Source organism: Fibrobacter sp. UWR2 (assembly GCF_002210285.1).
Lineage (GTDB): Bacteria > Fibrobacterota > Fibrobacteria > Fibrobacterales > Fibrobacteraceae > Fibrobacter.
Window position 1 is genome coordinate 304,753 of record NZ_MWQE01000002.1, and the last position, 20,281, is coordinate 325,033.

Genomic DNA, 20,281 nt, shown 5'->3' on the forward strand with positions numbered 1-20,281 from the left:
TTAGTTGCCCCAGATTTTGAGGATGTCTTGGTACAGGTCTATACGGCGGTCGCGGAAATGCGGCCACCAGCGGCGGTTTTCCTCGGTTTCGACGAGGTCGAGTTCCACAGTGGAGACTCCGAGGAATTCAGGGGAGCACTTTTCGAGAATGTAGCCGTCGGGTGCGGCGGCGAAACTCGTGCCCCAGAACGTGAGGTGGCCTTCGGTGCCGCCACGGTTTGCCGCAATCACGAAGGTGCGGTTTGCAATCGCGTGGCCGCGCATGACGGTCATCCAGCTGTCCTGCTGGCGCGGGTAGATTTCCTTAGGCTCGCTGTCCATCCAGCCGATGGCGGTGGGGTAGATGAGCACATCTGCGCCCTTGAGGCTCATGATGCGGGCGGCTTCCGGGAACCACTGGTCCCAGCAGATGAGCACGCCGAGGGTACCTGCGCTTGTCTTGATGGGCTCGAAACCTGTGTCGCCCGGGATGAAGTAGTACTTCTCGTAGAAGGCGGGATCGTCGGGAATGTGGCTCTTGCGGTAGAGGCCGGCAATGCTGCCGTCGCGCTCGAACACGAAGGCGGAATTGTGGTAGATGCCGCGGGCGCGCTTCTCGAAGAAGGGGAACACCACGACGGCGTTCAGTTCCTTTGCGATGGACTGCCACTGGCCCACAATCGGGTGGTCCTTTTCGATGGCGAGGTCAAAGAAGTCCGCGTTCTCCTCGAACGGGAAGTATGGCGTGTGGAAGAGTTCCGGCAACACGACCAGGTCGTAGCCCTTGCCCTTGAGGGCACGGGCCTGTTCCACGTACCAGGCGTTATTCGAATCGAAATCGCCTGTCCATTTGCCTTGCAGCGTGGCTACTTTAATCTTGCTCATATAGTCATCCCCGCGATTGTAGTTGTCATTCCGCGTTTTTGTCATCCTCGCGCAGGCGAGGATCTACTTACTTTTCGAAATACTCCTTGGCCTTGGCGATGACGTCTTCGACCTTGACCATGGTGAATTCCTTTTCGTTGCGGAACTTCCATTCGACTTCACCGTTGGCGAGGCCCTTCTTGCCGATGGCGATGCGCACCGGAGAACCCCAGAGGTCGGCGTCCTTGAACTTCACGCCCGGGCGTTCGTCGCGGTCATCCACGAGCACGTCGATGCCGGCGGCTTCGAGTTCCTTTTCGAACTTTTCAGCAAGTTCAACGAGTTCGGCTTCCTTGCCGATGGGGACGATTTCCACCTGGAACGGAGCGATGGACTTGGGCCAGATCGGTCCGAAGTCATCGTGGCTGTTTTCAACGACGGAAGCCATCAAGCGACCCACGCCGATGCCGTAGCAGCCCATGATGGCGGGAGCGGTGGTCTTTTCGGCGGTGAGGTACTTGGCACCCATAGATTCAGAGAACTTGGTGCCGAGTTTGAAAATGTTACCCATTTCGATGCCGCGAGTTTCGGTGAGGAGTTCGCCGCAGCAGGGGCACTTGCAGACTTCGCTCGCTTCGGCGATGTCGGCCACTTCGAACTTCGGGAAGTCGCGCTTCGGGTTGCAATGCTTGAAGTGGTAGCCTTCTTCGTTTGCGCCCGTCACGAGATCGAAGGAATCGGCAATCGCTTCGTCCACGATAATGCGCGTGTCGTGAGAATTGATCGGGGACGCAAATCCCGGAACCATGCCGCAGGCCTTGATGAGGCTGTCTTCGGCAGGGTAAAGTTCCTTCGCCTTCAGCAAGTTGTGAAGCTTGATTTCGGAAACGTCAAGGTTGCCCGGAACCACGACCGTGATGAGCTTGCCTTCGAAGTCGAAGAACACGCACTTGGCGGTCGATTCAGCCGGGACGTTCAGGAACTTGGTGAGTTCGTCAATGCTTTCGCTGTTCGGCGTGGCGACCTTTTCGAGGGCTGCATTTTCGTCGCCCTTGAACGGCACGCGCTGGAACTTCGCGATTTCGCGGTTGGCCTGGTAGCCGCACTTCTTACAAAGAATCAAGTAGTCTTCGCCGTTCGGAGTGTCGAGCATGAATTCGTGAGCGACCTTACCGCCCATGATACCCGTATCGCTCTGCACCACCACCGGTTCAATGCCCACGCGACGGTAGATGCGGAGGTAGGCGTCGTATTCTTCCTGGTAGTGACGGTCCAGGTCTTCCTGGCTGGTGTGGAAACTGTAGGCATCCTTCATCAGGAATTCGCGGACGCGGATAAGGCCGCCGCGGGCACGGGCTTCGTCACGGTACTTGGTCTTGAACTGGTAGAGCATCACCGGCAGCTGCTTGTAGCTGTTGAGCACGTAGCGCACGAGGTCGGTCATGGCTTCTTCGTGCGTCATAGCGAGCACCATGTTGTGGTTGTTGCGGTCCTTGAAGCGCAGGAGTTCTTCGCCGATGGCCTGGTAACGGCCCGATTCGCTCCAGAGTTCAGCGGTCTGCACCACCGGCAGGTCCACTTCGATACCGCCAATCTTGTTCATTTCTTCGCGGATGATGTTCACGATCTTCTGGATCACGCGGAAGCCCATGGGCATCATGGAATAGATACCGGTAGAGACGGGCTTGATGTAGCCGCCGCGCATGAGGAAGATGTGGCTGGGCATGGTGGCATCGCTCGGCGTTTCGCGGAGCGTCACGTAAAAGTACTTGGAGAGTTTCATTTTGTTGCCTTTTTTAGATTTTTCGCGCAAAATTTAACTTTTTTATAGGGCCTTGTCATATTTCGGTCTGTTCATTGATCTTTCAAATTTCATGCTCTTACATACTAAAGTAGGGAAGGTCTGTGTTTAGTCCGTAAAAAAACGTTGGTTGTTAATTTGTTTGTTACGATTTTATGCGCGTGGATACCTGAAATTACAGACTAAAGCGGGCGGCCCCCCATTTTAGTCTGTATTTTTGTCTCTGAGCGGGGGAGTTCTCCTCTTTTTTTACGGACTAAATATGGGTTCCAGCTCTTTTGGTCCGTAAAGGGCTGAAAAATGGTCATATTTAGGGTGTTTTTTCTTTGTTTTTAGCTTCGTTTGCTGCTTTGTTTACTAATTTTCAGCCCAAATTGCATTTTTGCCTGGGTCCTGTGACCAGATTCGCCAATTCCACTGGTGCAAGAGCAGGGAAACTCGGACAAAAACATGTAATGAAACAACAATCAAAAAAAGGAATGGCTATAATGGCTACTATCACTAAGGAAAAAGCTGCAGAACTCACCGCCAAGTTTGGTGCAAACGAAAAGGACACCGGTAACGTCCGCGTCCAGATCGCTATCCTCACGGAAAAGATCAAGAATCTGACGGAACACATCAAGAGCCACAAGAAGGACTTCCACTCCCTCCGTGGTCTGTCTGCCATGGTTGCCAAGCGCCGCAACCTCCTCAAGTACTACGGTGAGCAGGACATTCTCGCTCAGCGTGCTCTCATCAAGGAACTCGGTCTCCGCGGCTAATCTGCGGACTGGAGATAATCTATGTCTATTGACGCATACCATCAAAAATACGGCAAGATGCTCGACCCGAAGGAAGTGTCCGTTACGCTCCCTGACGGCCGCGTCATCACGTTCGAAACGGGCCGTATTGCCAAGCAGGCACGCGGTGCCGCAGTCGCCAAGATGGGCGACGCGTTCGTGCTCTCTACTGTCTGCTACGGCGAAGAGAAGGAAGGCGATTTCTTCCCGCTGACCGTCGAATATCGCGAAAAGGCCTACGCTGCTGGTCGCCTCCCGGGCGGCTACAACAAGCGCGAAGCCGGTCGCCCCTCCGACGAGGAAACTCTCTCTGCCCGTATCATCGACCGCCCGATTCGCCCGATGTTCCCCGAGAACTTCACGCGCGAAGTCCAGGTGATTGTGCAGGTTCTTTCTGCCGACCGCAAGTTTGCACCGGATGTGCTCGGCGTGTCTGCAGCATCCCTCTCCATCGGTCTTTCCGAACTGCCCTTCGAACAGCAGGTTGCCGCCGTGCGCGTGGCCGTTGTCGATGGCCAGAACGTCGTGATGCCCACCTACGAACAGATGGCCTGCGCCGATCTGGACCTGGTGGTCGCCGGTACCGAAGATTCCGTCTGCATGGTGGAAGGCGGTGCCTACGAAGTGTCCGAAGACACGATGATCAACGCAATTCTCGCCGGTCACGAAGCCATCAAGCTCATGTGCAAGGCCCAACAGGAACTGGTGGACCGCTGCGCTAAGCCCAAGATGGAACTCAAGCCGCAGCACGTTGGCGAAGCCCACGAAAAGCTTCTCGCCACGGTGAAGGAAGTCGTGTGGGACGAACTGAACAAGGACGTCCACTCCAACATGGTGAAGACCGACTTCTATCCGGCTATGGCAGACCTCTGCGCGAAGATGCTCGAAGACGAACGCATTCTCGCCATCATCGGCAAGGACGAAGAACAGGATCCTGCTCTCGTCGCAGACGCGAAGGCAATCTTCAGCGACTACGAACGCACTGCCATGCGCGAAATGATCTTGAACGAAGACGTGCGCCTCGACGGCCGTACGACGACCGAAGTCCGCCCGATCGAAATCGAACTCGGCGTTCTTCCGAGCGCCCACGGTTCTGCGATCTTCCAGCGCGGCGAAACCCAGGGTCTCGTGGTCTGCACGCTCGGCTCCAAGGCCGACGAACAGCGCTACGAAAGCCTGCAGGGCGAAGGCTCCAAGAGCTACATGCTGCATTACAACTTCCCGCCGTACTGCGTGGGTGAATGCAAGCGCCTCGGCATGAGCCGCCGCGAAATCGGTCACGGCCACCTCGCCGAACGTTCTCTCGCTGCCGTTCTTCCGCTGCCGGAAGACTTCCCGTACACCATCCGCGTGGTTTCCGAAATTCAGGAATCCAACGGTTCTTCTTCCATGGCCTCTGTTTGCGGTGGCTGCCTCAGCTTGATGGATGCTGGCGTTCCTATCAAGGCTCCGGTCGCAGGTGTCGCCATGGGCCTCATCTCCGAAAAGGGTTCCGTGAAGGAAGGCGGCAAGATCAAGATCTTGACCGACATCACCGGTACGGAAGACCACCTCGGCGATATGGACTTCAAGGTGACGGGTACTGCCGAAGGTATCACTGCCTTCCAGATGGATATCAAGATCCGCGGCATTACGCCGGAACTCATGCGCGAAGCTCTGGAACAGGCTCGCCAAGGCCGTCTGCACATCCTCGGCAAGATGGCTGAACTCGGCCTCGCCGCTCCGCGTCCGAAGGTTTCCGACAAGGCTCCGACCATGATCAAGATGCGCATCCCGACCAACAAGATTCGCGACGTCATCGGTTCCGGTGGCTCCGTGATCAAGGGTATGCAGTCTCAGACGGGTTGCACGATCAACATCGACGACGATGGCAACATCGACATTGCCGCCCCAAGTGGCAAGGCCGCTGCAGTCTGCCGCCGCATGATCGAAGAACTCACTGCCGAACCCGAACCGGGCCGCAAGTACAAGGGCAAGGTCAAGACGATCCAGCCGTTTGGCGCATTCGTCGAAATCCTCCCGGGCCGCGACGGTCTCGTGCACATCTCCGAACTTGCTGACCACCGCGTCGATAAGGTCGAAGACGTTGTTCACGTCGGTGACGAAGTCGAAGTGCTCTGCCTCGGTGTTGACCCGAAGGGCAAGGTGAAGCTTTCCATGAAGGCTCTGCTCCCTCCGAAGGCCGCCCCGGCTGAAGCTCCGGCCGCTGAAGCCGCTCCTGAAGCACCTGCTGCAGAAGCCGCTGCTCCGGAAACTCCCGCTGGCGCTACTGAAGCATAATTCGTTTATACGAAATTGAAGACGCCCGGCTTAACCGCCGGGCGTTTTTTTTTACTTAGTAAAGTTGCTACTTTGAGAACAAATGCTTGAATGCGGCGCCGAGCCCCTGGGCCTTCAGGTCGGACCAGAACGTTGTCGGGATGGCGAGCAGTTCGGCGATGGGGCGAGGGAACTTCTTGAAGATGTACTGCCTGCGCTTCATGCCGATGCGCACGTTCTCGGGACGCCAGTTGCTGCCGAAGTGGTGGATGCTCACGGTCTCGTCGGCGGTGTTGATTGCCCCGTCCAGGAAGCGCTTGGGCGAGAAGTACCATTCGGGCAGGATGTCGAGCCCGTTGAACTTGTCGCAGGCGTTCGCGAGAATCTGCGGGAGCACGAGCTGCTCCACCTTCTCCTCGCTGTATTCGTAATGTCTTTCAGTGTAATACTTTAGTGCCTCGCCGATGATGGGCGAGTTCTTCTCGGCTCCGAGGAATGACGGTTCGATGCGCTTGGAACCGTTCTCGTACCCGAGGATGTACTTGCGGTCGAGCAGGTGGTTTGGCGACATTAGGAGCTGCACGTCGGAATCGAGGTAGATGCCGCCTTCGGTGTATAGCGCATATAGGCGGACAGCATCAGCGGCGAATGCCCAGTTCCCCTGATCCATGGCCTCCAGTATCCAGGGAATACCAGTAGCCTTCGCCTTGCGATAGTCCCAGAAGATGCAGTTGTAATCGCCTAAGTATTTCTCCCAAGATTCCATGCAACGCTGAACCTTTTCTGGAAAAGGCTCGTTAGATAACCAGCAGTAATGAAAAATCTTCGGGATCATAAATCATACTCCATCTGTACCCTTATTTTAACTTTTTTTTTGGAAAATGGAACATGTTTTTTACAATTTTATTTGGAAAAATGACCTGAAAATGATTTTTTGCTAAATTTGGGGTATGACCAAGTTTAGCGAATTCCCGTATGTTGCCGACCGCTTTAACGCCGTCCGCAGGGAAACTGTACAAGTCCGCGTTGGCGAGGCTTTGATAGGGGGCAACGCCCCCATTTTAGTTCAGTCCATGACCACAACTAAGCCCAAGGACGTCGAGAAGACTGTGGCCGAGACTTTGGCGCTCGCCAAGGTGGGGTGTGGCCTGGTTCGCATTACCGCTCCCACATTTGCCGATGCGCAGGGCCTCGAAGAAGTGATGAAGCGCGTGCGTGCCGCTGGCTGCACTGTGCCGGTTTCTGCCGACATCCACTTCCAGCCGAAGGCCGCGTTCGAGGCGCTCAAGTGGGTCGAGAAGGTCCGCATCAATCCGGGTAACTTTGTCGACACGGGAATTTTGACGCTTGACCAGCAGACGGACAAGTCGTTCGACGAGGGCAAGGAAAAGGTTGCAGAAGCCTTCACGCCTTTTGTGCAAGAGGCCAAGCGCCTGGGACGCGCCATCCGCATCGGCGTGAACCACGGTTCGCTCTCTGCCCGCATGATTTACCGCTACGGCGACACGGTGGAAGGCATGGTGGAAAGTGCCATGGAATACCTGGCCGTGTGCGAGGCCGAGCATTTTGACCAGGTCGTTTTAAGTTTGAAGAGCAGTAACCCGCGCGTGGCGATTGCCGCCTACCGCATGCTCGCCGCCCGCATCAAGCAGGAAGGCTTCAAGCCGTACCCGTTCCACGTGGGCGTGACGGAAGCGGGCGCGGGTGCTGACGGACGACTGAAGTCGGCCGCGGGCATCGGCGCACTCCTGCTCGATGGCCTGGCAGATACGATACGCGTTTCCCTGACCGAAGATCCGGTGGCCGAAGTCCCGGTGGCACAGGAACTCATCAAGGTCTGCGCGTTGCCTACTGCACCGACGGCATTTAACGTGCCCGTATTCGAGAAGGACCCGTACCATTACGAACGCAGGGCGACAACGCCTGTCGCAATTTCCGGCGTGGAAATCGGTGGCTCTAGCCCGGTGAAGGTCGGCGTGAAGGCCGATGCGATTGCACTTACCGGCGAACGCCGCAAAGCGGAATTTGCCCTCCCGAGCTTGAGCGAAAAGCCGATTGTTGAATTCAAGGATGCGATGGACATCGCCGGTTTCGCCCAGAATCCGGCCTCCGTTCCCGCGGGTTCCGTGTTCTGCTATACCGGTGCCGAGATGGTCTCCGGCGTGCGCGCATTAGCGGCGGCTCTGGAGTCGGCGAAGCGCCAAGACCCGATTCTGCTTTACGCCAAGATTAACGACAACGAAACCGAGACCCTCCGCGTGTCCGCCGATATCGGAAGCCTCGTGACGGACGGTCTTGGCGATGCCGTCGTTATCGACGGCTACAAGGGCGCTAAGGAATGCGTCCTGCTTGCATTCGACATTTTGCAGGCCGCCTACTGCCGCCGCAGCAAGACGAACTTCATCAGCTGCCCGAGCTGCGGCCGCACCCTCTACGACATCCAGCAGGTGATGGGCAAGATCAAGGCCCGCTTCGGTCACCTCTCGGATATTTCCATCGGCATTATGGGCTGCATCGTGAACGGCCCGGGCGAGATGGCGGACGCCGACTTCGGCTACGTGGGCGGTGGCCCCGGCCGCATTACCTTGTTTGAAGGCAAGACGGCGGTCAAGAAGAACATCCCCGAAGAGGACGCCATCGAGGAACTCGTGAATTTGATTAAGGAGCGTGGTCGCTGGATTGACCCGTAACGCGCCCCTCAAGATTTTAAACATTAACAAAGGACATAAAAATGGCAACTATTAAGACGATGAACAACATTTCCAAGAAAGGCTTGAGCCTGTTTGGCTCGTTCTACCAGGTTTCCGACTCCGTCGAGAAGCCGGATGCCATCTTGGTGCGTTCCGCCCAGGTTGATACCGACAACTTTGACGGCCTGCTGGCTGTCGCCCGCGCCGGCGCTGGCGTGAACAACATCACTATCGACAAGGCTTCCGCGAAGGGCATCTGCGTGTTCAACACTCCGGGTGCAAACGCCAACGCCGTTGCCGAACTCGTGATGACCGTGCTCGGCATGGCCGTCCGTAACGTGGACAAGGCCGCTGCTTGGGTCAAGAACCTCGACACCACCGATCCGGACCTCGCGAAGACCGTCGAAAGCGGCAAGAAGAAGTTCGCCGGCATGGAACTCGCAGGCAAGACCCTCGGCGTGATTGGCCTCGGCAAGATCGGCGTGCTCGTCGCCAACTATGCCCGTTGGAAGAACATGCGCGTCATCGCTTACGAACCGTATCCGAACGCCGCCAACATGCACGAACTTTCCAACAAGGTTGAAATTGCCGACCTCGACACCGTGATTGCGAAGTCTGACTTCCTCACCGTGCACGTTCCGTTCATCAAGGGCGTGACCGAGAACCTCCTCAACCGCAAGAACCTCGCCGGCTTCAAGGGCAGCTACATCATGAACTTCGCCCGCGGTGGCATTGTGGAAATGGCCCCGGTCAACGAGATGCTCGCTTCCGGTTCCCTCCAGGGCTACCTCTGCGACTTCCCGGATGCTGACCTCATCAAGAACGACAAGGTGACCTGCTTCCCGCACCTCGGCGCTTCCACTGAAGAAGCCGAAGAAAACTGCGCCGTGATGGCCGTCGAAGAACTGAAGGACTACATCGAATTCGGTTGCGTCCGCAATTCCGTGAACTTCCCGGCCCTCGTCGATCACCCGCATGCCGGTGTCAAGAGCCGCGTCGTGGTCATCAACCAGGACGTTCCGAACATGATTTCCGAAATCACGAAGGTGTTCGGTGCCGAAGGCATTAACATTGCCTCGTTCAGCAACAAGAGCAACGGCAAGATCGGCTACAACCTCGTTGACGTCGAAAGCAAGGTCGATGACTCCATCATCGAGAAGCTCTCCAAGCTTGACAAGGTCATCAAGGTCCGCGTGATCCACTTCTAGGATTTTTGATGTCATCCCCGGCTTGACCGGGGATCTTCCTTGAAAAAATTAGTCTCCGCATTGCGGAGGCTTTTTGTATATAAACAAAAGAATCGCTACTTCTGCCTACACATCAGTGCTTCTTTCATCGTGTATTCTTCGTGCTTTTTCTGGTTGCCCTTGCGCTTGTAGAATTCTGCGATGTTGTGTATCACGATGCAGTCTGTTGGCTCCAGTTTGTGGGCTTTTTCTAGATAAACTATCGCGCTGTCGTTCTCCTGGAGCATGTGCACCACGCTCATGGCGTTTAGTGCCTCTACGCTGTTGGGGAGGAATTTGAGCATTTGGCGTGCGAGCATTTCGTAGCAGGCGTCGTTCTCCTTTTCGAAATGTTGCCTGGCGGCAATCGTGAATTCGCCTTCCAGGAGTTTGTCTGCGTCGGCGATTTTTTGCCCGCCCTTGAGTTCGCATTTGTCCTTTTTCGTCTTTAGCAGTTCATGGATTTTCTCGAAATACCTGGCCTGCGCCTTGCAGTTTTCCATTTCGCCGTTTAGCTGGACCTGCCCGAGCCAGATGTCGATTCGGTACGGGAACCGCTCGAGTGCGGAATCCAGAATTGCGGATGCGTCCTGGAGGCTTCCGAGGGAATAGGCCGAGTGTATGGAGTTGCTCGATGCCCGGATTTCTGTCTTTATCGCCTTGTTCGCCCTTGCAATCCATTCTTCGGGTGTGTCGGCGAACGCTTGCGCGAAATATACGGCCAATAGGGTAAATAAGATTCTCTTCATGCCTCTAATTATAGTTTTTTTCTACTTTTCTTTACAAAATAGGATTGTTGGAATGAAGATTCTTGTGACTGGTGCGGCGGGTTTTATCGCCTCGAAGATTATGGCGATGCTTTCGGCCCGCGGGGACGAGGTTGTCGGGCTTGACAACATCAACGACTATTACGATGTGCGCCTCAAGTACGGGCGCCTATGGGAAAACGGCTTCCGTTCGGCGAACGGTGGAGTGCTTGCCGAGATACCCTTCGGGCAGATGCTTGAAAGTTCGACGCTCGCGGGCGCTCGTTTTGTGCGCATGGACCTTGCCGACAAGGAATCCATCGACAAGCTGTTTGCTGCCGAGAAGTTCGACAAGGTGGTGAACCTCGCGGCTCAGGCTGGCGTGCGCTATTCTATCACGAACCCTTATGCTTATATGCAGAGCAACATGGTCGGGTTCCTGAACATCCTTGAGGCATGCCGCAACAACAGCGTGCCGTACCTGCTCTACGCCTCGTCAAGTTCCGTGTATGGCCTGAACAGCAAGGTGCCCTACAGCGAGGATGACAAGGTCGACAATCCGGTTAGCTTGTATGCGGCAAGCAAGAAGAGCAACGAACTGATGGCACATGCCTACTCGAAACTCTACGGAATTTCTGCGACGGGACTGCGCTACTTTACGGTTTATGGCCCGTGGGGACGCCCTGACATGAGTCCGATGCTCTTTGCCCGCGCCATCTCGAAGGGCGAGCCCATCAAGGTGTTCAACAACGGCGACATGATCCGCGACTTCACCTACATCGACGACATCGCGGAAGGCAGCGTTCATGCGCTCGACCACATGCCTGTCGCCGCGGAATGCCCGAATGGCGTGCCCTACAAGGTGTACAACATCGGCTGCAGCCATCCGGTGAAACTGATGGACTTTATCGCCGAAATCGAGAACGCCTATGGTGAGCCCGCGAAGAAGGAATTTTTGCCGATGCAGCCGGGCGACGTTTACCAGACGAATGCCGACACAGCGAAACTCGAGGCGGAATGCGGCTACAAGCCCCACTGGAGCCTGCACGACGGTATCGCCGAGTTCATGAAGTGGTACAAGAGCGACAAGAACCCATTGAGGTAGATGATGCGCGGTTCACGGGCGGTTGTTGCGGTACTGTTACTTGTCAGTGTGCTCCTAGCGGCTGACGTGTTTGTGCTGCCTGCCGTGACGCCCGAACTCAAGGCGAAGGCTTCGGAATACTATAACAACGAGTGCAAGGGCTGCCATCGCTGGGCGCGCAAGTTTGCGGCGCCGCCCATGAAGGATAACGTCGCGCAGTATGTAGAGAATCCCGAGGCCCTGGTGCAGTACCTGATGAAACCGGAGCCCAAGCACCCTGACCAGTGGGATCCTATGGAAATTGCGCCCATGAGCGAGAGCGATGCGAAGACGATGGCTGCGTGGCTGTTGTATATTTTGGAACATCCGGACGACCCCGGAAGGCCTAAGTAGCAGGAGCTGTGCTTGAAGTATTGGATGGGTGGCATTTTTGCGGTTGTGTGCGCGTTCTTTTTGGCGGATTTCCTCTTTTGCCAGAAGGCGACTCCCGTGCGTGTTGGTGCCGATACGAGCGGCCCCTCGTCCATTGCTTTTTTCCATGCGCTTCATGGCGATTCAATTGGTTTGGCCTGCACGGCATGCCATACGGGTGCGGCATCTGCTGCCCGCGCGTATATGCCGGCGAAGGCGGACTGCATGGATTGCCACCGCCTGCCGCTCACTGAAAATCCCGGAATCGAGAAGCTGGATTCGGCGCTGGCCGCCGCTCCGGCATACCCCTGGGAGCACGAGCCCGAATTGCCGGAGCACGTGGTGTTCCACCACGGGGTACACGCGGCCGCCGGAGTCGAGTGTGCGGAATGCCACCGCAGTTTCGCGGGCGGTTCTTCCCAGAAGGCCGGCGCGACCCGCGGTCCTGCCCAGAAGGCTGACGTGTACGGCGACGACAATTTCAGCATGCAGATGTGTATCGCCTGCCACAGGGGCGATACGTTCAAACAGAAGAATTTCAAGCGGGCGGCCACCTACTGCGCCGCATGCCACAGGTAGTTTATGGATAGGCGCGAATTCCTGAAACTTTTCTCGATGACGGTAGCGGGCTTCGCCCTGTTCGGCTGCCGTGACGGCCTGTTCGGTACTCCAGTCAAACGTGCGGCGGCTCCGAAGCTTGCCGACTTCGAGAACGAGGTGCGCCTCGCTCTCTCCAGGATGAAGCCCGGGATGGAACTCGTGCGAGTGCCGATACCCGCGGCTCTCAAGACTCCGGGCGCATCCTCGGAAAACCGCTTCGGCATGGCTATCGACTTGGATGCCTGCGATGCCTGCGGCAAGTGTGTGCTTGCCTGCATCCAGGAGAACAACATCCCGCTTTCGGGCCCGGAGCAGATTGCCCGCGGGCAGTTCATGCACTGGATAGAACTTTTCGGCGGAGCTCCTGCGATGTGCTTTCACTGCGGCGACGCTCCCTGTGAGAAGGTTTGCCCGACGGGTGCTGCGAACCACACACCCGACGGCGTCTCCGCGATGATGTACAAGCGCTGTACCGGGAGCCGCTTCTGCGGGGCGAACTGTCCGATGGGTGCCCGCAAGTTCAATTTCGATGACCCGATTGCTTCGGGCCGTTCGCTCAAGTTTAACGCCGGCGTTCCCGTCCGCGAGAAGGGCGTGATGGAAAAGTGCTCGCTTTGCCTGCAGCGCCTGCAGGACAGCCGCCAAGATTTCAAGGCTCTTCACCCGCTCGAAAGCTGGCGTGGTCGCGGCGTGACGACGGCCTGTGCCGCCGCCTGCCCGAAGAACGCCATCATATTCGGCAACTGGCTCGATGATAGCTCCCCGCTGGTAGTTGCCGCCAAGAACCGCGTGCTTTATGCCCCGAAGGCAATCGCATCGCTCGACCCGTCCATCGTCTACATGAGGGGGCGTCGTTGATTTTCCGCATCCTCCTATATGCGGGCCTTGCGCTCCTGTTGCCCGGTTTGGCCGCGCTCGGATATTCCCTCTGGGAAGGTCCTGCCGCTTGGTCGCTTGATGCGCGTACCTTCTGGGGAACACCGATAAGCCTGTTCGTGTTCTGGATAGGCCTTGCCCATGCGGGGACGCTCATTTCGGCCATTCTCCTTGCACTCGGTGTTTCGCTAGACCGTCGCACTTCGATGCTTGCCGAACTCACGACGTTGTGTGCGCTCGTCGTTGCGGCCGTCTTCCCGCTCATGCATCTCGGTGTGGTGGAAAACTTCTACATGGTTATTCCGTTCCTCGATGCACGTGGAACCTTCGCCAACGTCGGGTCCCCGCTAGTCTGGGACTTCTGTTGCATCGCCATCTACGCAATTCTCTCGCTGGTATTCTTCGTCATTCACTTGCTTTCGGACCGCTTCCAGGCACTCGAGAACTTGCGCCGCCCGATGGCGTGGCTGCTCTTCCCGCTGGTGCTCTGGGTGCATACGATCGTGAGCCTCGATTTCGCGGTGACGTTCGTGCCGGAGTGGCGCGGGGCGTTCTTCCCGCTGTACTTTATCGCGGGCGCCATCTATTCGGGCCTCGCTATGGTGAACGTTCTCCTTGTGGCCGAGGGCTGTCGTGTCCGCATGCTCGAGAAGCTCATGGTGGCTGGCTCCTTCGTGATGCTTGCCTTCTGGGCCTGGAACTTTGCGCTGAAGGGCGACTGGAATTTCTCCGTTTTCGCTTTCGGGGCGCTCCTGCCGCAACTCTGGTGGGTGTCCACCTTCCGCGAGAGTGCAATCGGCCGCCTGTTTGTATCGGGCTCGGTGCTGCTCGGGCTGTGGCTTGAACGCTTCTATCTCGTGATGCCTGCCGAACCGCGCGAGTTCGGGTGGATCGATATGGGCCTTATCGTCTTCTCTGTCGGGTTATTTACAACGTTGCTTGTGCTATTGCGCATAAAGTTGCGTAAACCCATCGAAGGGGACGAACTACTGTTCGGTGAAGTGGACGAAAAACCTGCCCCTGTCGTGGAACACCATACGGAACCGCTTACAAGTCGCGAATTTATCGTATTGCGCTTCCCGCTGCTTGTCGGTGTACTCGTGGCGCTAGTCTACACGCTCTGGGCGGTCTCGAGGCCGGCATTCGATACGGTCGCCCTCGGGCTCCCGAACGTGGCAGCGTTGTTTTTCCCGATTGTGGCGCTTGTGGCCTCTGTCGTGCTTTGTGCACGCCCGGCCTGGAACATCGGACGCGGTTCTCGATATCTGAAATTAATCATTATTGTATGTGTTGCTTTATTTGCCTTCCTTGCGGGAATGTTCTATGCGGGCGGATCGTCTACTCCTTCGAAGTATTTGACAGGCGTGGATATCCCTCAGTTTGTGGAGGGCGGCTCTGCGGTCGTTCCCGATTCCCTCCATGCCCGCGCTATGTGGAATGCTCGTTGCAGTAGCTGTCATGGAACGGATGGCAAGTTCAACGAGAAGTTTATCCGCGAATTCTATCCGGTTCCGCAGAAACTGACTGCTGCTCGGCTTGATTCCCTCGGCGAGGATTCGCTTGTGCATGTGATTTTGAACGGTCGAACCAACATGAATCCGTATGGAGACCGCATTACCGAGTCGGAAGCTCGCGCTCTTGTGCGGTACATGCGTTCGCTCGCCCCGGCAGACATCCCGGCGCCCGAAACAAATGAAACAACGGAGGCCGCCCCATGACCCCGTTGATGAATGCCTTTGCTTGCCTGCTCTCGCTTGCCATGGCGCAGTTCCTGTGGCATCGTCCTATCAGGCTATTCAAGGAAGCGTTCTTCCTGTTCCTTTCGCTTGTCGTGTTCGGTTTCTATGCGTTCCTTGCCGGCGATATGTCGCAGCCGATGATGGAATCATACCCGTTCCGCATGCTTGCTCTTTGCCTGTGTTTCTCGACGACGGCACTTCCGAACAAGCGTCGCCGCTACCTGCTCATGGCGCAGGTGATGTGGCTGTGGATTGAATTCTTTGGCGGGATTTCGCTTTACTACCATGGAATCGATATGCCGTGGACACGCATTATTGCGATATGCGTGTCGGTGTTTGGCTCCACGTTCCTCTCGCGAATCTCGCAGGGTATGGAATTCGCCCTGATGGCCTACTGGATTGCCGTCTGGGTGTTCTTCTAGGCGTGCAAAAATTCGTTTAGGCTACGGGTCGAGCAGGTCGCCGCGCAGCACTTCTATTTTGTCGCCGATAAGGCTTATGATGTTCGTCGGGTTGATCTCGATTGGGCCGCAGTCGACCATCATTTCAACGGAGTGTTCGAAGGTCTTCCAGATTTCATCCGGTTCGTAGATGTCCTCTTCCGAAAGTTTCGCCGCCGTGCTCAGGATGGGCTTGTCGAAATGCTGGAACAGTTCCTTGAAAAACGGGTGTGTGGGCATGCGCACGCCTATTTCGGGGCGCTTTACGTCGAGCCTGCGTGCGATATGCGGGTCGGCAGGCAGGATGAACGTATAGGGTCCGGGTACGCGGGGCTTCATGATGTTGAAGGCGAAGTTGTCGATGCGGGCGTAGTCGGTTGCCGAACGGATGTCGGGGATGATGAGCGCCATGAAGAACTTCTTCATCGGCTTCTTTAGCGCGTAAAGTTTGTGGATTGCCTTCGGTGACTCGGCGTTACAGCCGACGGCGTAGCCGGATTCGGTGGGGTAGAGTACGAGACCGTCGTCCTCGAGGGCGGCAGCGGCAAGCTTTACGATTCTCGCCTGCGGATTCACTGGATGTACTTCGAAACGCATGGCGATAATATAAAAAAGGGGCGCGGAGACGGCTCTTGCAATAGCCCGGAATATATGTCGCTAGCATTGTGGAATGACCTGCGAGCCTTCGAAGGCGTTCTTGATATGGCTGAACTGCAGCGGTTTTAGGTACACGCGCGCCGAAAGCACGTCGAAACGGCAGGGCTGGTCGAAACCCTTGGGGGCATCGTCCCGGTGCGTGTGTAAAAAGTGGCAGGCGGTTTTCCAGATTTTCTTCTGCTTCGCTGCGTTCACGCGCGCCGCCGGGTTACCTTGCTGGTTGTTCCATACGGATTTTACCTCCACGAACACGATGGTATCGCCTTCGCGGGCGACAATGTCGAGTTCTCCTCCCTGGTAGGCGTAATTGCGGGCGATAATCTCGTAGCCGAGCCTGCGCAGGTATGCCGCCGCCTGCGACTCGATGAAGTTGCCCTTGGGGCGGTTCGAGGCTTTATTGCCTCCGTCTTGCGTGTTTTTAAATTTGCGAATCATTTGCAAATTGTGGCTATCTCTTTTTATCATGTTTTTCCTCTATAAAAAAAGAACACGCGTTGATTCGCATGTTCTAATAGGGTCGCCCTGCTTACGGAGCTATGTTTAAACTTGCTAGTGGAGTTCCATTCCGAGCATCTTTATTTCCGATATGGCGAAGTCCTTGTTGTCGGCGTCGTAAACTTCGTCAAGGTAGATCTTGATTTCGCTTGTTTCCATCGCCTGGATTGTCGGGTACTGCATTCCCTTGATATTGTCGAGCAGGACTTTCTGCTTGAATCCTTCCTTTGTTTCCAGTGTGAGCGACTTGGGCTTCTTGAATATGCGGAAGCGGTCGCCGAACGGGTCGTCGACAGATTTCTGGTAACCGACGGCGAAACCGATGTGGGTGATGAGTGTTACGTTGTCAAAGAACATCGTAAGCACTGGATTCTGCGGCTTTGCGGGCATGGCAGTGAGCCAGGCCGTTTTGAGGTCGCCGTCTGTGAGGTTGTCGAGCGGGTATCCGCCCGAGACGTCTGCCTCGATAGCGGACTGTTCAAAGTTTCCGATGGCGTCGTCCCACTCGATGTCACGAAGCGTGTTTTCGGGCTTGTACGTGAGCATTAGGAGCACCATCAGCAATATGATGAGCGGGAATAGGGAAATTGCGAGAGCAGTAAGACGCCTGCGGATGACGCGCACACTGGCCGGGATTTTTGTTGCGGCTTCGGCGATGGACGTGGTGCCGTGGCGGAGCAGGGACTGCTTCTTGCCGAGTTTCATGTTCCCGTGGGTTTCTTTTTGCGGGAAAACCTGGTCACAGTCGTCGAGGAATTCCTGCATGTCGTGGTAGCGCTCGTTGAGTTTTTTCTTGAGGCACTTGAGGATAAGTTCCGATAGTCCCGGTGGCATGTCGGGGCGGAACTGTCTTGGGTCCGGAGGCGGTTCCTGCACGTGCTTGAGTGCGATTTCTACGGGGCGGTTCCCCTGGAAGGGAAGGCGGCCACAGGTCATCTCGTACAAGATAACGCCCATGCTGTAGATGTCGGACTGGAGCGAAACCTCGTCACCGTGGCACTGCTCAGGGCTCATGTATTCGGGCGTTCCCATTGTCATGCCCGTCTTGGTGAGCCTGTCTTTTTCCATCTCCTGGATGTAGGAAATGCCGAAGTCCATCACGTACACGCGGTTGTCGCGGGTGAGCATGATGTTGGAGGGCTTCACGTCGCGGTGGACGATACCCTTGCTGTGGGCGTAAAGGAGGCCGCGTGCAATCTGGCGGATAATCAGTTCGATGGCGTCAAAGGGGAGCTTGCTCTGCTTCTGGAGAACGTCGGAAAGCGAGTAGCCCTGCACGTAGGTCATCGCGATAAAGAGCTGGTTGTTCTGCTTTCCGAAGTCGAAAACGTGCACGATGTTCTGGTGGTCCAGTTCCTTCATGGCCTGGGCTTCCAGGTAGAATCGCTGGATTGCTTCGCCGTCAGCGGAGGCGTCCAGGATCTTGAACGCGACTTCGCGCTTGAGTTTCTTGTCGAGAGCCTTGTAGACTAGCCCCATTCCCCCTTTGCCGAGTGTGCCGATCAGGTCGTAGTTGTCGTTGAACGGACGGGGAAAATGCTGTACGTCGTTTGCGGTCATTTTGCTTTTTTCGAACTGTGGAGAATTATTGCGGTAATTATACAAAATATAAGGGCGAGCGTTAGCGCGGAAATGGCGTTACGCATGTTGTCGGGGCGTTCCAGCAGCAGGTTCAGGAGCGAACTTTGGTTGTAACGCGACCAGACGATGGTCGAAAGCCACTTGCCGATATGTTGCATCTGGTCGAAGGGCACGAGCGCTCCGGCGAGTGCTACCTGCGGGATGATGATGAGTGGCAGGAAAGCGTTTGCCTGCCCGGAATTCTTGGAAAGCGAACTGACGAGCAGGCCCATAGCCACAGCGGGCGCAACAGTGCAGGCGAATGTGGCCGCAAGCAGGGCGGGCGAGGGGTGCACGGTAATGCGGTAGGCGACAAATGCGTAGACGATTGCGGTCTGGATAAACGCCGCGATGGAGGGGAGTAGCAGCTTGCCTGCATAGTAGGGGATTGTCTTTTGACCCTTGCGCAGTTCACCGCGGACGATCTCTTTTTCTTGTACGATTTCGCGGATGGAAAGCGATAGTGCAAACCAGTTGGCGCACAGGATTATCGCGAAGGAGACGGTCCACAGCGAGGACGACGCCGAGAAAATCTGCGAGAAGAGGAAACCGATGATGAACGGCTGCAACAGGAGTGCTGCTGTCTTTCCCTTGTCGCGGAACCACTGCTTGAGCAGGAGTTTCATGCCGTACAGGAGCGATTCGCTGTTGCTGCGGCTCGAAAAGTAGATGTGCTCGCAGTTGTTCTGAACGGTGTCGCGGCTTGCGATGCCCGATTCCTTCCAGGCGGAAGAAGCATCGTGCCCGAGGTTCGAAAGGATTGTCTCGGGGTCGTTAGTCTTGAAATACTGGTAGGCGGCTTGCGGCGTCCCGTAGAATCCCTGTTCTCCGCGGTGTAGCACGAGTACCTTGTTCGCGATGTGGAGCGCCTCGTAACTGTGCGTGGTGAGGATTATCGTATGCCCGAGGAAGGCGAGTTGCTTTAAATGCGAGCAGAGGATGCGTGAATTGAACGGATCGAGGCCCGAGAGGGGCTCGTCGAGAATGATGAGGCCCGGATTGCCCATGAGTTCCGCGGCGAGGGCGACACGGCGGTGCTCGCCGCCGCTCAGCGTCTTTATGCGGTGCGTACGGCGGTCGCTGAGCCCGAAAAGTTCGCAGAACTTTTCGAGTCGCCCTTCGGCGTTCTTGCGGAAGTCGTGTGAATCCATCGCGATTCTGGCTCCGTGACGGAGCGTTTCGTCGACGGTCAAGTCTTCGCGCAGTGGCGGGTCTTGCGAGAGTATGGCGATGCGCTCGCGTATTTTTTTGCAGCGGTAGTCGACGCCGCCGATTTTCACTTCGCTATCTTCGCCCTTGCGGTAAGTGCCTTCGAAGAGCTTGAGCAGGCTTGACTTTCCTTGGCCGGATCGCCCGATTATTGCAAGTATTTCGCCTGCGGGCAAATCAAAATCTATGCCCGAAAGCAGTTGTTTTTTGCCGGCGAAAACGTCTAGATTGCGCACATGGATATCGAACCCTACGGACGCTTTCCGGAGCAATACCGCCCCGTCCTTTACTGCGATTTCCGTCTGGTCGTAGTGGGTCGTTTCTCCTTCGTTCAGGAGAATTTTCTTGTAGCGCTTGCCGTTCTCATCGGTTACCGCGTGCCTGAACTGGAGTTCTGCTCCGTTCGCATTGGCCTTGAACTGAATTTCGTTTTTAAAGCCTTCCTCGTCAATTTCGTACTTTGCAGGGGAATCGGTGAGTTCGATTTTTTCCACTTCGTCGTTCACGTCGAACAGCAGCAGGGAAAGCTCTCCGTCCTTCAGGTTCGCGCGCATCTGCTTTACGCCAATCCCGATGACATCGCCGTCGTGGATTTCCGAATCGGTGACCTGTACATCGTTCAGGAGCGTGAAACTGTTTTCGGTGAGGCTCTTGATGCGCCATTCGGGGCCGGCCGCGGTCTCGATGCGTTCTATGATGGCATGTTCTCTCGACACGAACCGTTCGGGGAAGTGGAGGTCGCTTCCTTCCTTTCGCCCTATGGTAAAGGGCCTGTCCTTGCACGGTGTGACGATATGGAACATGGT

The 20,281-nt window shown here is 56.3% G+C and carries 18 protein-coding genes; 10 read left to right on the forward strand and 8 right to left on the reverse strand.

The window, feature by feature from the left end; genetic code table 11:
* A complete protein-coding gene (locus B7994_RS05455) occupies positions 1 to 864 on the reverse strand; it encodes a carbon-nitrogen hydrolase (RefSeq protein WP_088637557.1) in 864 nt (287 codons plus the stop codon).
* Positions 865 to 931: 67 nt separating this feature from the next.
* On the reverse strand, positions 932 to 2,626 hold the full coding sequence (locus tag B7994_RS05460) for a proline--tRNA ligase (RefSeq protein WP_088637558.1): 1,695 nt from the start codon (positions 2,624 to 2,626) through the stop codon (positions 932 to 934).
* Between the two features lie 506 nt (positions 2,627 to 3,132).
* Here B7994_RS05460 and rpsO point away from each other — a divergent pair.
* Together rpsO and pnp are read left to right on the forward strand one after the other, a co-directional pair.
* On the forward strand, positions 3,133 to 3,405 hold the full coding sequence (gene rpsO / locus B7994_RS05465) for a 30S ribosomal protein S15 (RefSeq protein ID WP_072810239.1): 273 nt from the start codon (positions 3,133 to 3,135) through the stop codon (positions 3,403 to 3,405).
* Positions 3,406 to 3,462: 57 nt separating this feature from the next.
* Positions 3,463 to 5,703 (forward strand): polyribonucleotide nucleotidyltransferase, encoded by a 2,241-nt coding sequence (gene pnp, locus B7994_RS05470; protein WP_369832759.1) that lies wholly within the window; start codon positions 3,463 to 3,465, stop codon positions 5,701 to 5,703.
* 67 nt (positions 5,704 to 5,770) lie between these two features.
* On the opposite strand, the gene B7994_RS05475 is transcribed toward pnp, so the two are convergent.
* Positions 5,771 to 6,517 carry a glycosyltransferase family 32 protein gene (locus B7994_RS05475; protein WP_088637453.1) on the reverse strand — a complete coding sequence of 249 codons (747 nt, stop codon included), beginning with the start codon at positions 6,515 to 6,517 and terminating at the stop codon, positions 5,771 to 5,773.
* A gap of 115 nt (positions 6,518 to 6,632) precedes the next feature.
* Here B7994_RS05475 and ispG point away from each other — a divergent pair, with 115 nt between their 5' ends.
* Both ispG and B7994_RS05485 read left to right on the forward strand, forming a co-directional pair.
* Positions 6,633 to 8,372: a (E)-4-hydroxy-3-methylbut-2-enyl-diphosphate synthase gene (ispG, locus tag B7994_RS05480; protein ID WP_088637454.1), complete on the forward strand. Its 1,740-nt coding sequence runs from the start codon at positions 6,633 to 6,635 to the stop codon at positions 8,370 to 8,372.
* Between the two features lie 41 nt (positions 8,373 to 8,413).
* Positions 8,414 to 9,580, forward strand: coding sequence for a phosphoglycerate dehydrogenase (locus B7994_RS05485; protein WP_073115843.1), 1,167 nt, complete (start codon positions 8,414 to 8,416; stop codon positions 9,578 to 9,580).
* A 95-nt stretch (positions 9,581 to 9,675) separates the two neighbouring features.
* On the opposite strand, the gene B7994_RS05490 is transcribed toward B7994_RS05485, so the two are convergent.
* The gene (locus B7994_RS05490; protein WP_088637455.1) at positions 9,676 to 10,347 is read right to left on the reverse strand and encodes a tetratricopeptide repeat protein; all 672 of its coding nucleotides are present in this window, start codon (positions 10,345 to 10,347) and stop codon (positions 9,676 to 9,678) included.
* Between the two features lie 52 nt (positions 10,348 to 10,399).
* On the opposite strand from B7994_RS05490, the gene B7994_RS05495 reads away from it, so the two are divergent.
* Genes B7994_RS05495 through B7994_RS05520 form a run of 6 tightly spaced genes read left to right on the forward strand, consistent with a single transcriptional unit; the run spans position 10,400 to position 15,476 of the window.
* Entirely contained in the window at positions 10,400 to 11,449 is a 1,050-nt protein-coding gene (locus B7994_RS05495) for an NAD-dependent epimerase/dehydratase family protein (RefSeq protein WP_088637456.1), read from the forward strand.
* Positions 11,450 to 11,821, forward strand: coding sequence for a hypothetical protein (locus B7994_RS05500; protein WP_088637457.1), 372 nt, complete (start codon positions 11,450 to 11,452; stop codon positions 11,819 to 11,821).
* A gap of 12 nt (positions 11,822 to 11,833) precedes the next feature.
* Positions 11,834 to 12,418, forward strand: coding sequence for a cytochrome c3 family protein (locus tag B7994_RS05505; protein WP_144063768.1), 585 nt, complete (start codon positions 11,834 to 11,836; stop codon positions 12,416 to 12,418).
* Positions 12,419 to 12,421: 3 nt separating this feature from the next.
* On the forward strand, positions 12,422 to 13,297 hold the full coding sequence (locus B7994_RS05510; RefSeq protein WP_088637459.1) for a 4Fe-4S dicluster domain-containing protein: 876 nt from the start codon (positions 12,422 to 12,424) through the stop codon (positions 13,295 to 13,297).
* On the forward strand, positions 13,294 to 15,033 hold the full coding sequence (locus B7994_RS05515; protein ID WP_088637460.1) for a c-type cytochrome: 1,740 nt from the start codon (positions 13,294 to 13,296) through the stop codon (positions 15,031 to 15,033). The genes B7994_RS05510 and B7994_RS05515 overlap by 4 nt, the downstream gene beginning before the upstream one ends.
* The gene (locus tag B7994_RS05520) at positions 15,030 to 15,476 is read left to right on the forward strand and encodes a hypothetical protein (protein WP_088637461.1); all 447 of its coding nucleotides are present in this window, start codon (positions 15,030 to 15,032) and stop codon (positions 15,474 to 15,476) included. Before B7994_RS05515 ends, B7994_RS05520 begins: the two co-directional genes overlap by 4 nt.
* Positions 15,477 to 15,497: 21 nt before the next feature.
* Here B7994_RS05520 and B7994_RS05525 read toward each other — a convergent pair whose 3' ends face one another.
* The 4 genes from B7994_RS05525 to B7994_RS05540 form a co-directional block, all read right to left on the reverse strand.
* Positions 15,498 to 16,091, reverse strand: a complete 594-nt coding sequence (locus B7994_RS05525) for an L-threonylcarbamoyladenylate synthase (protein ID WP_088637462.1) — start codon at positions 16,089 to 16,091, stop codon at positions 15,498 to 15,500.
* Between the two features lie 60 nt (positions 16,092 to 16,151).
* Complete coding sequence (locus tag B7994_RS05530; protein WP_088637463.1) at positions 16,152 to 16,586, reverse strand: YraN family protein; 435 nt, start codon at positions 16,584 to 16,586, stop codon at positions 16,152 to 16,154.
* Between the two features lie 114 nt (positions 16,587 to 16,700).
* A complete protein-coding gene (locus B7994_RS05535) occupies positions 16,701 to 18,206 on the reverse strand; it encodes a serine/threonine-protein kinase (protein WP_088637464.1) in 1,506 nt (501 codons plus the stop codon).
* Positions 18,203 to 20,278: an ATP-binding cassette domain-containing protein gene (locus B7994_RS05540; RefSeq protein WP_088637465.1), complete on the reverse strand. Its 2,076-nt coding sequence runs from the start codon at positions 20,276 to 20,278 to the stop codon at positions 18,203 to 18,205. Before B7994_RS05540 ends, B7994_RS05535 begins: the two co-directional genes overlap by 4 nt.
* Between the last annotated feature and the right edge of the window lie 3 nt (positions 20,279 to 20,281).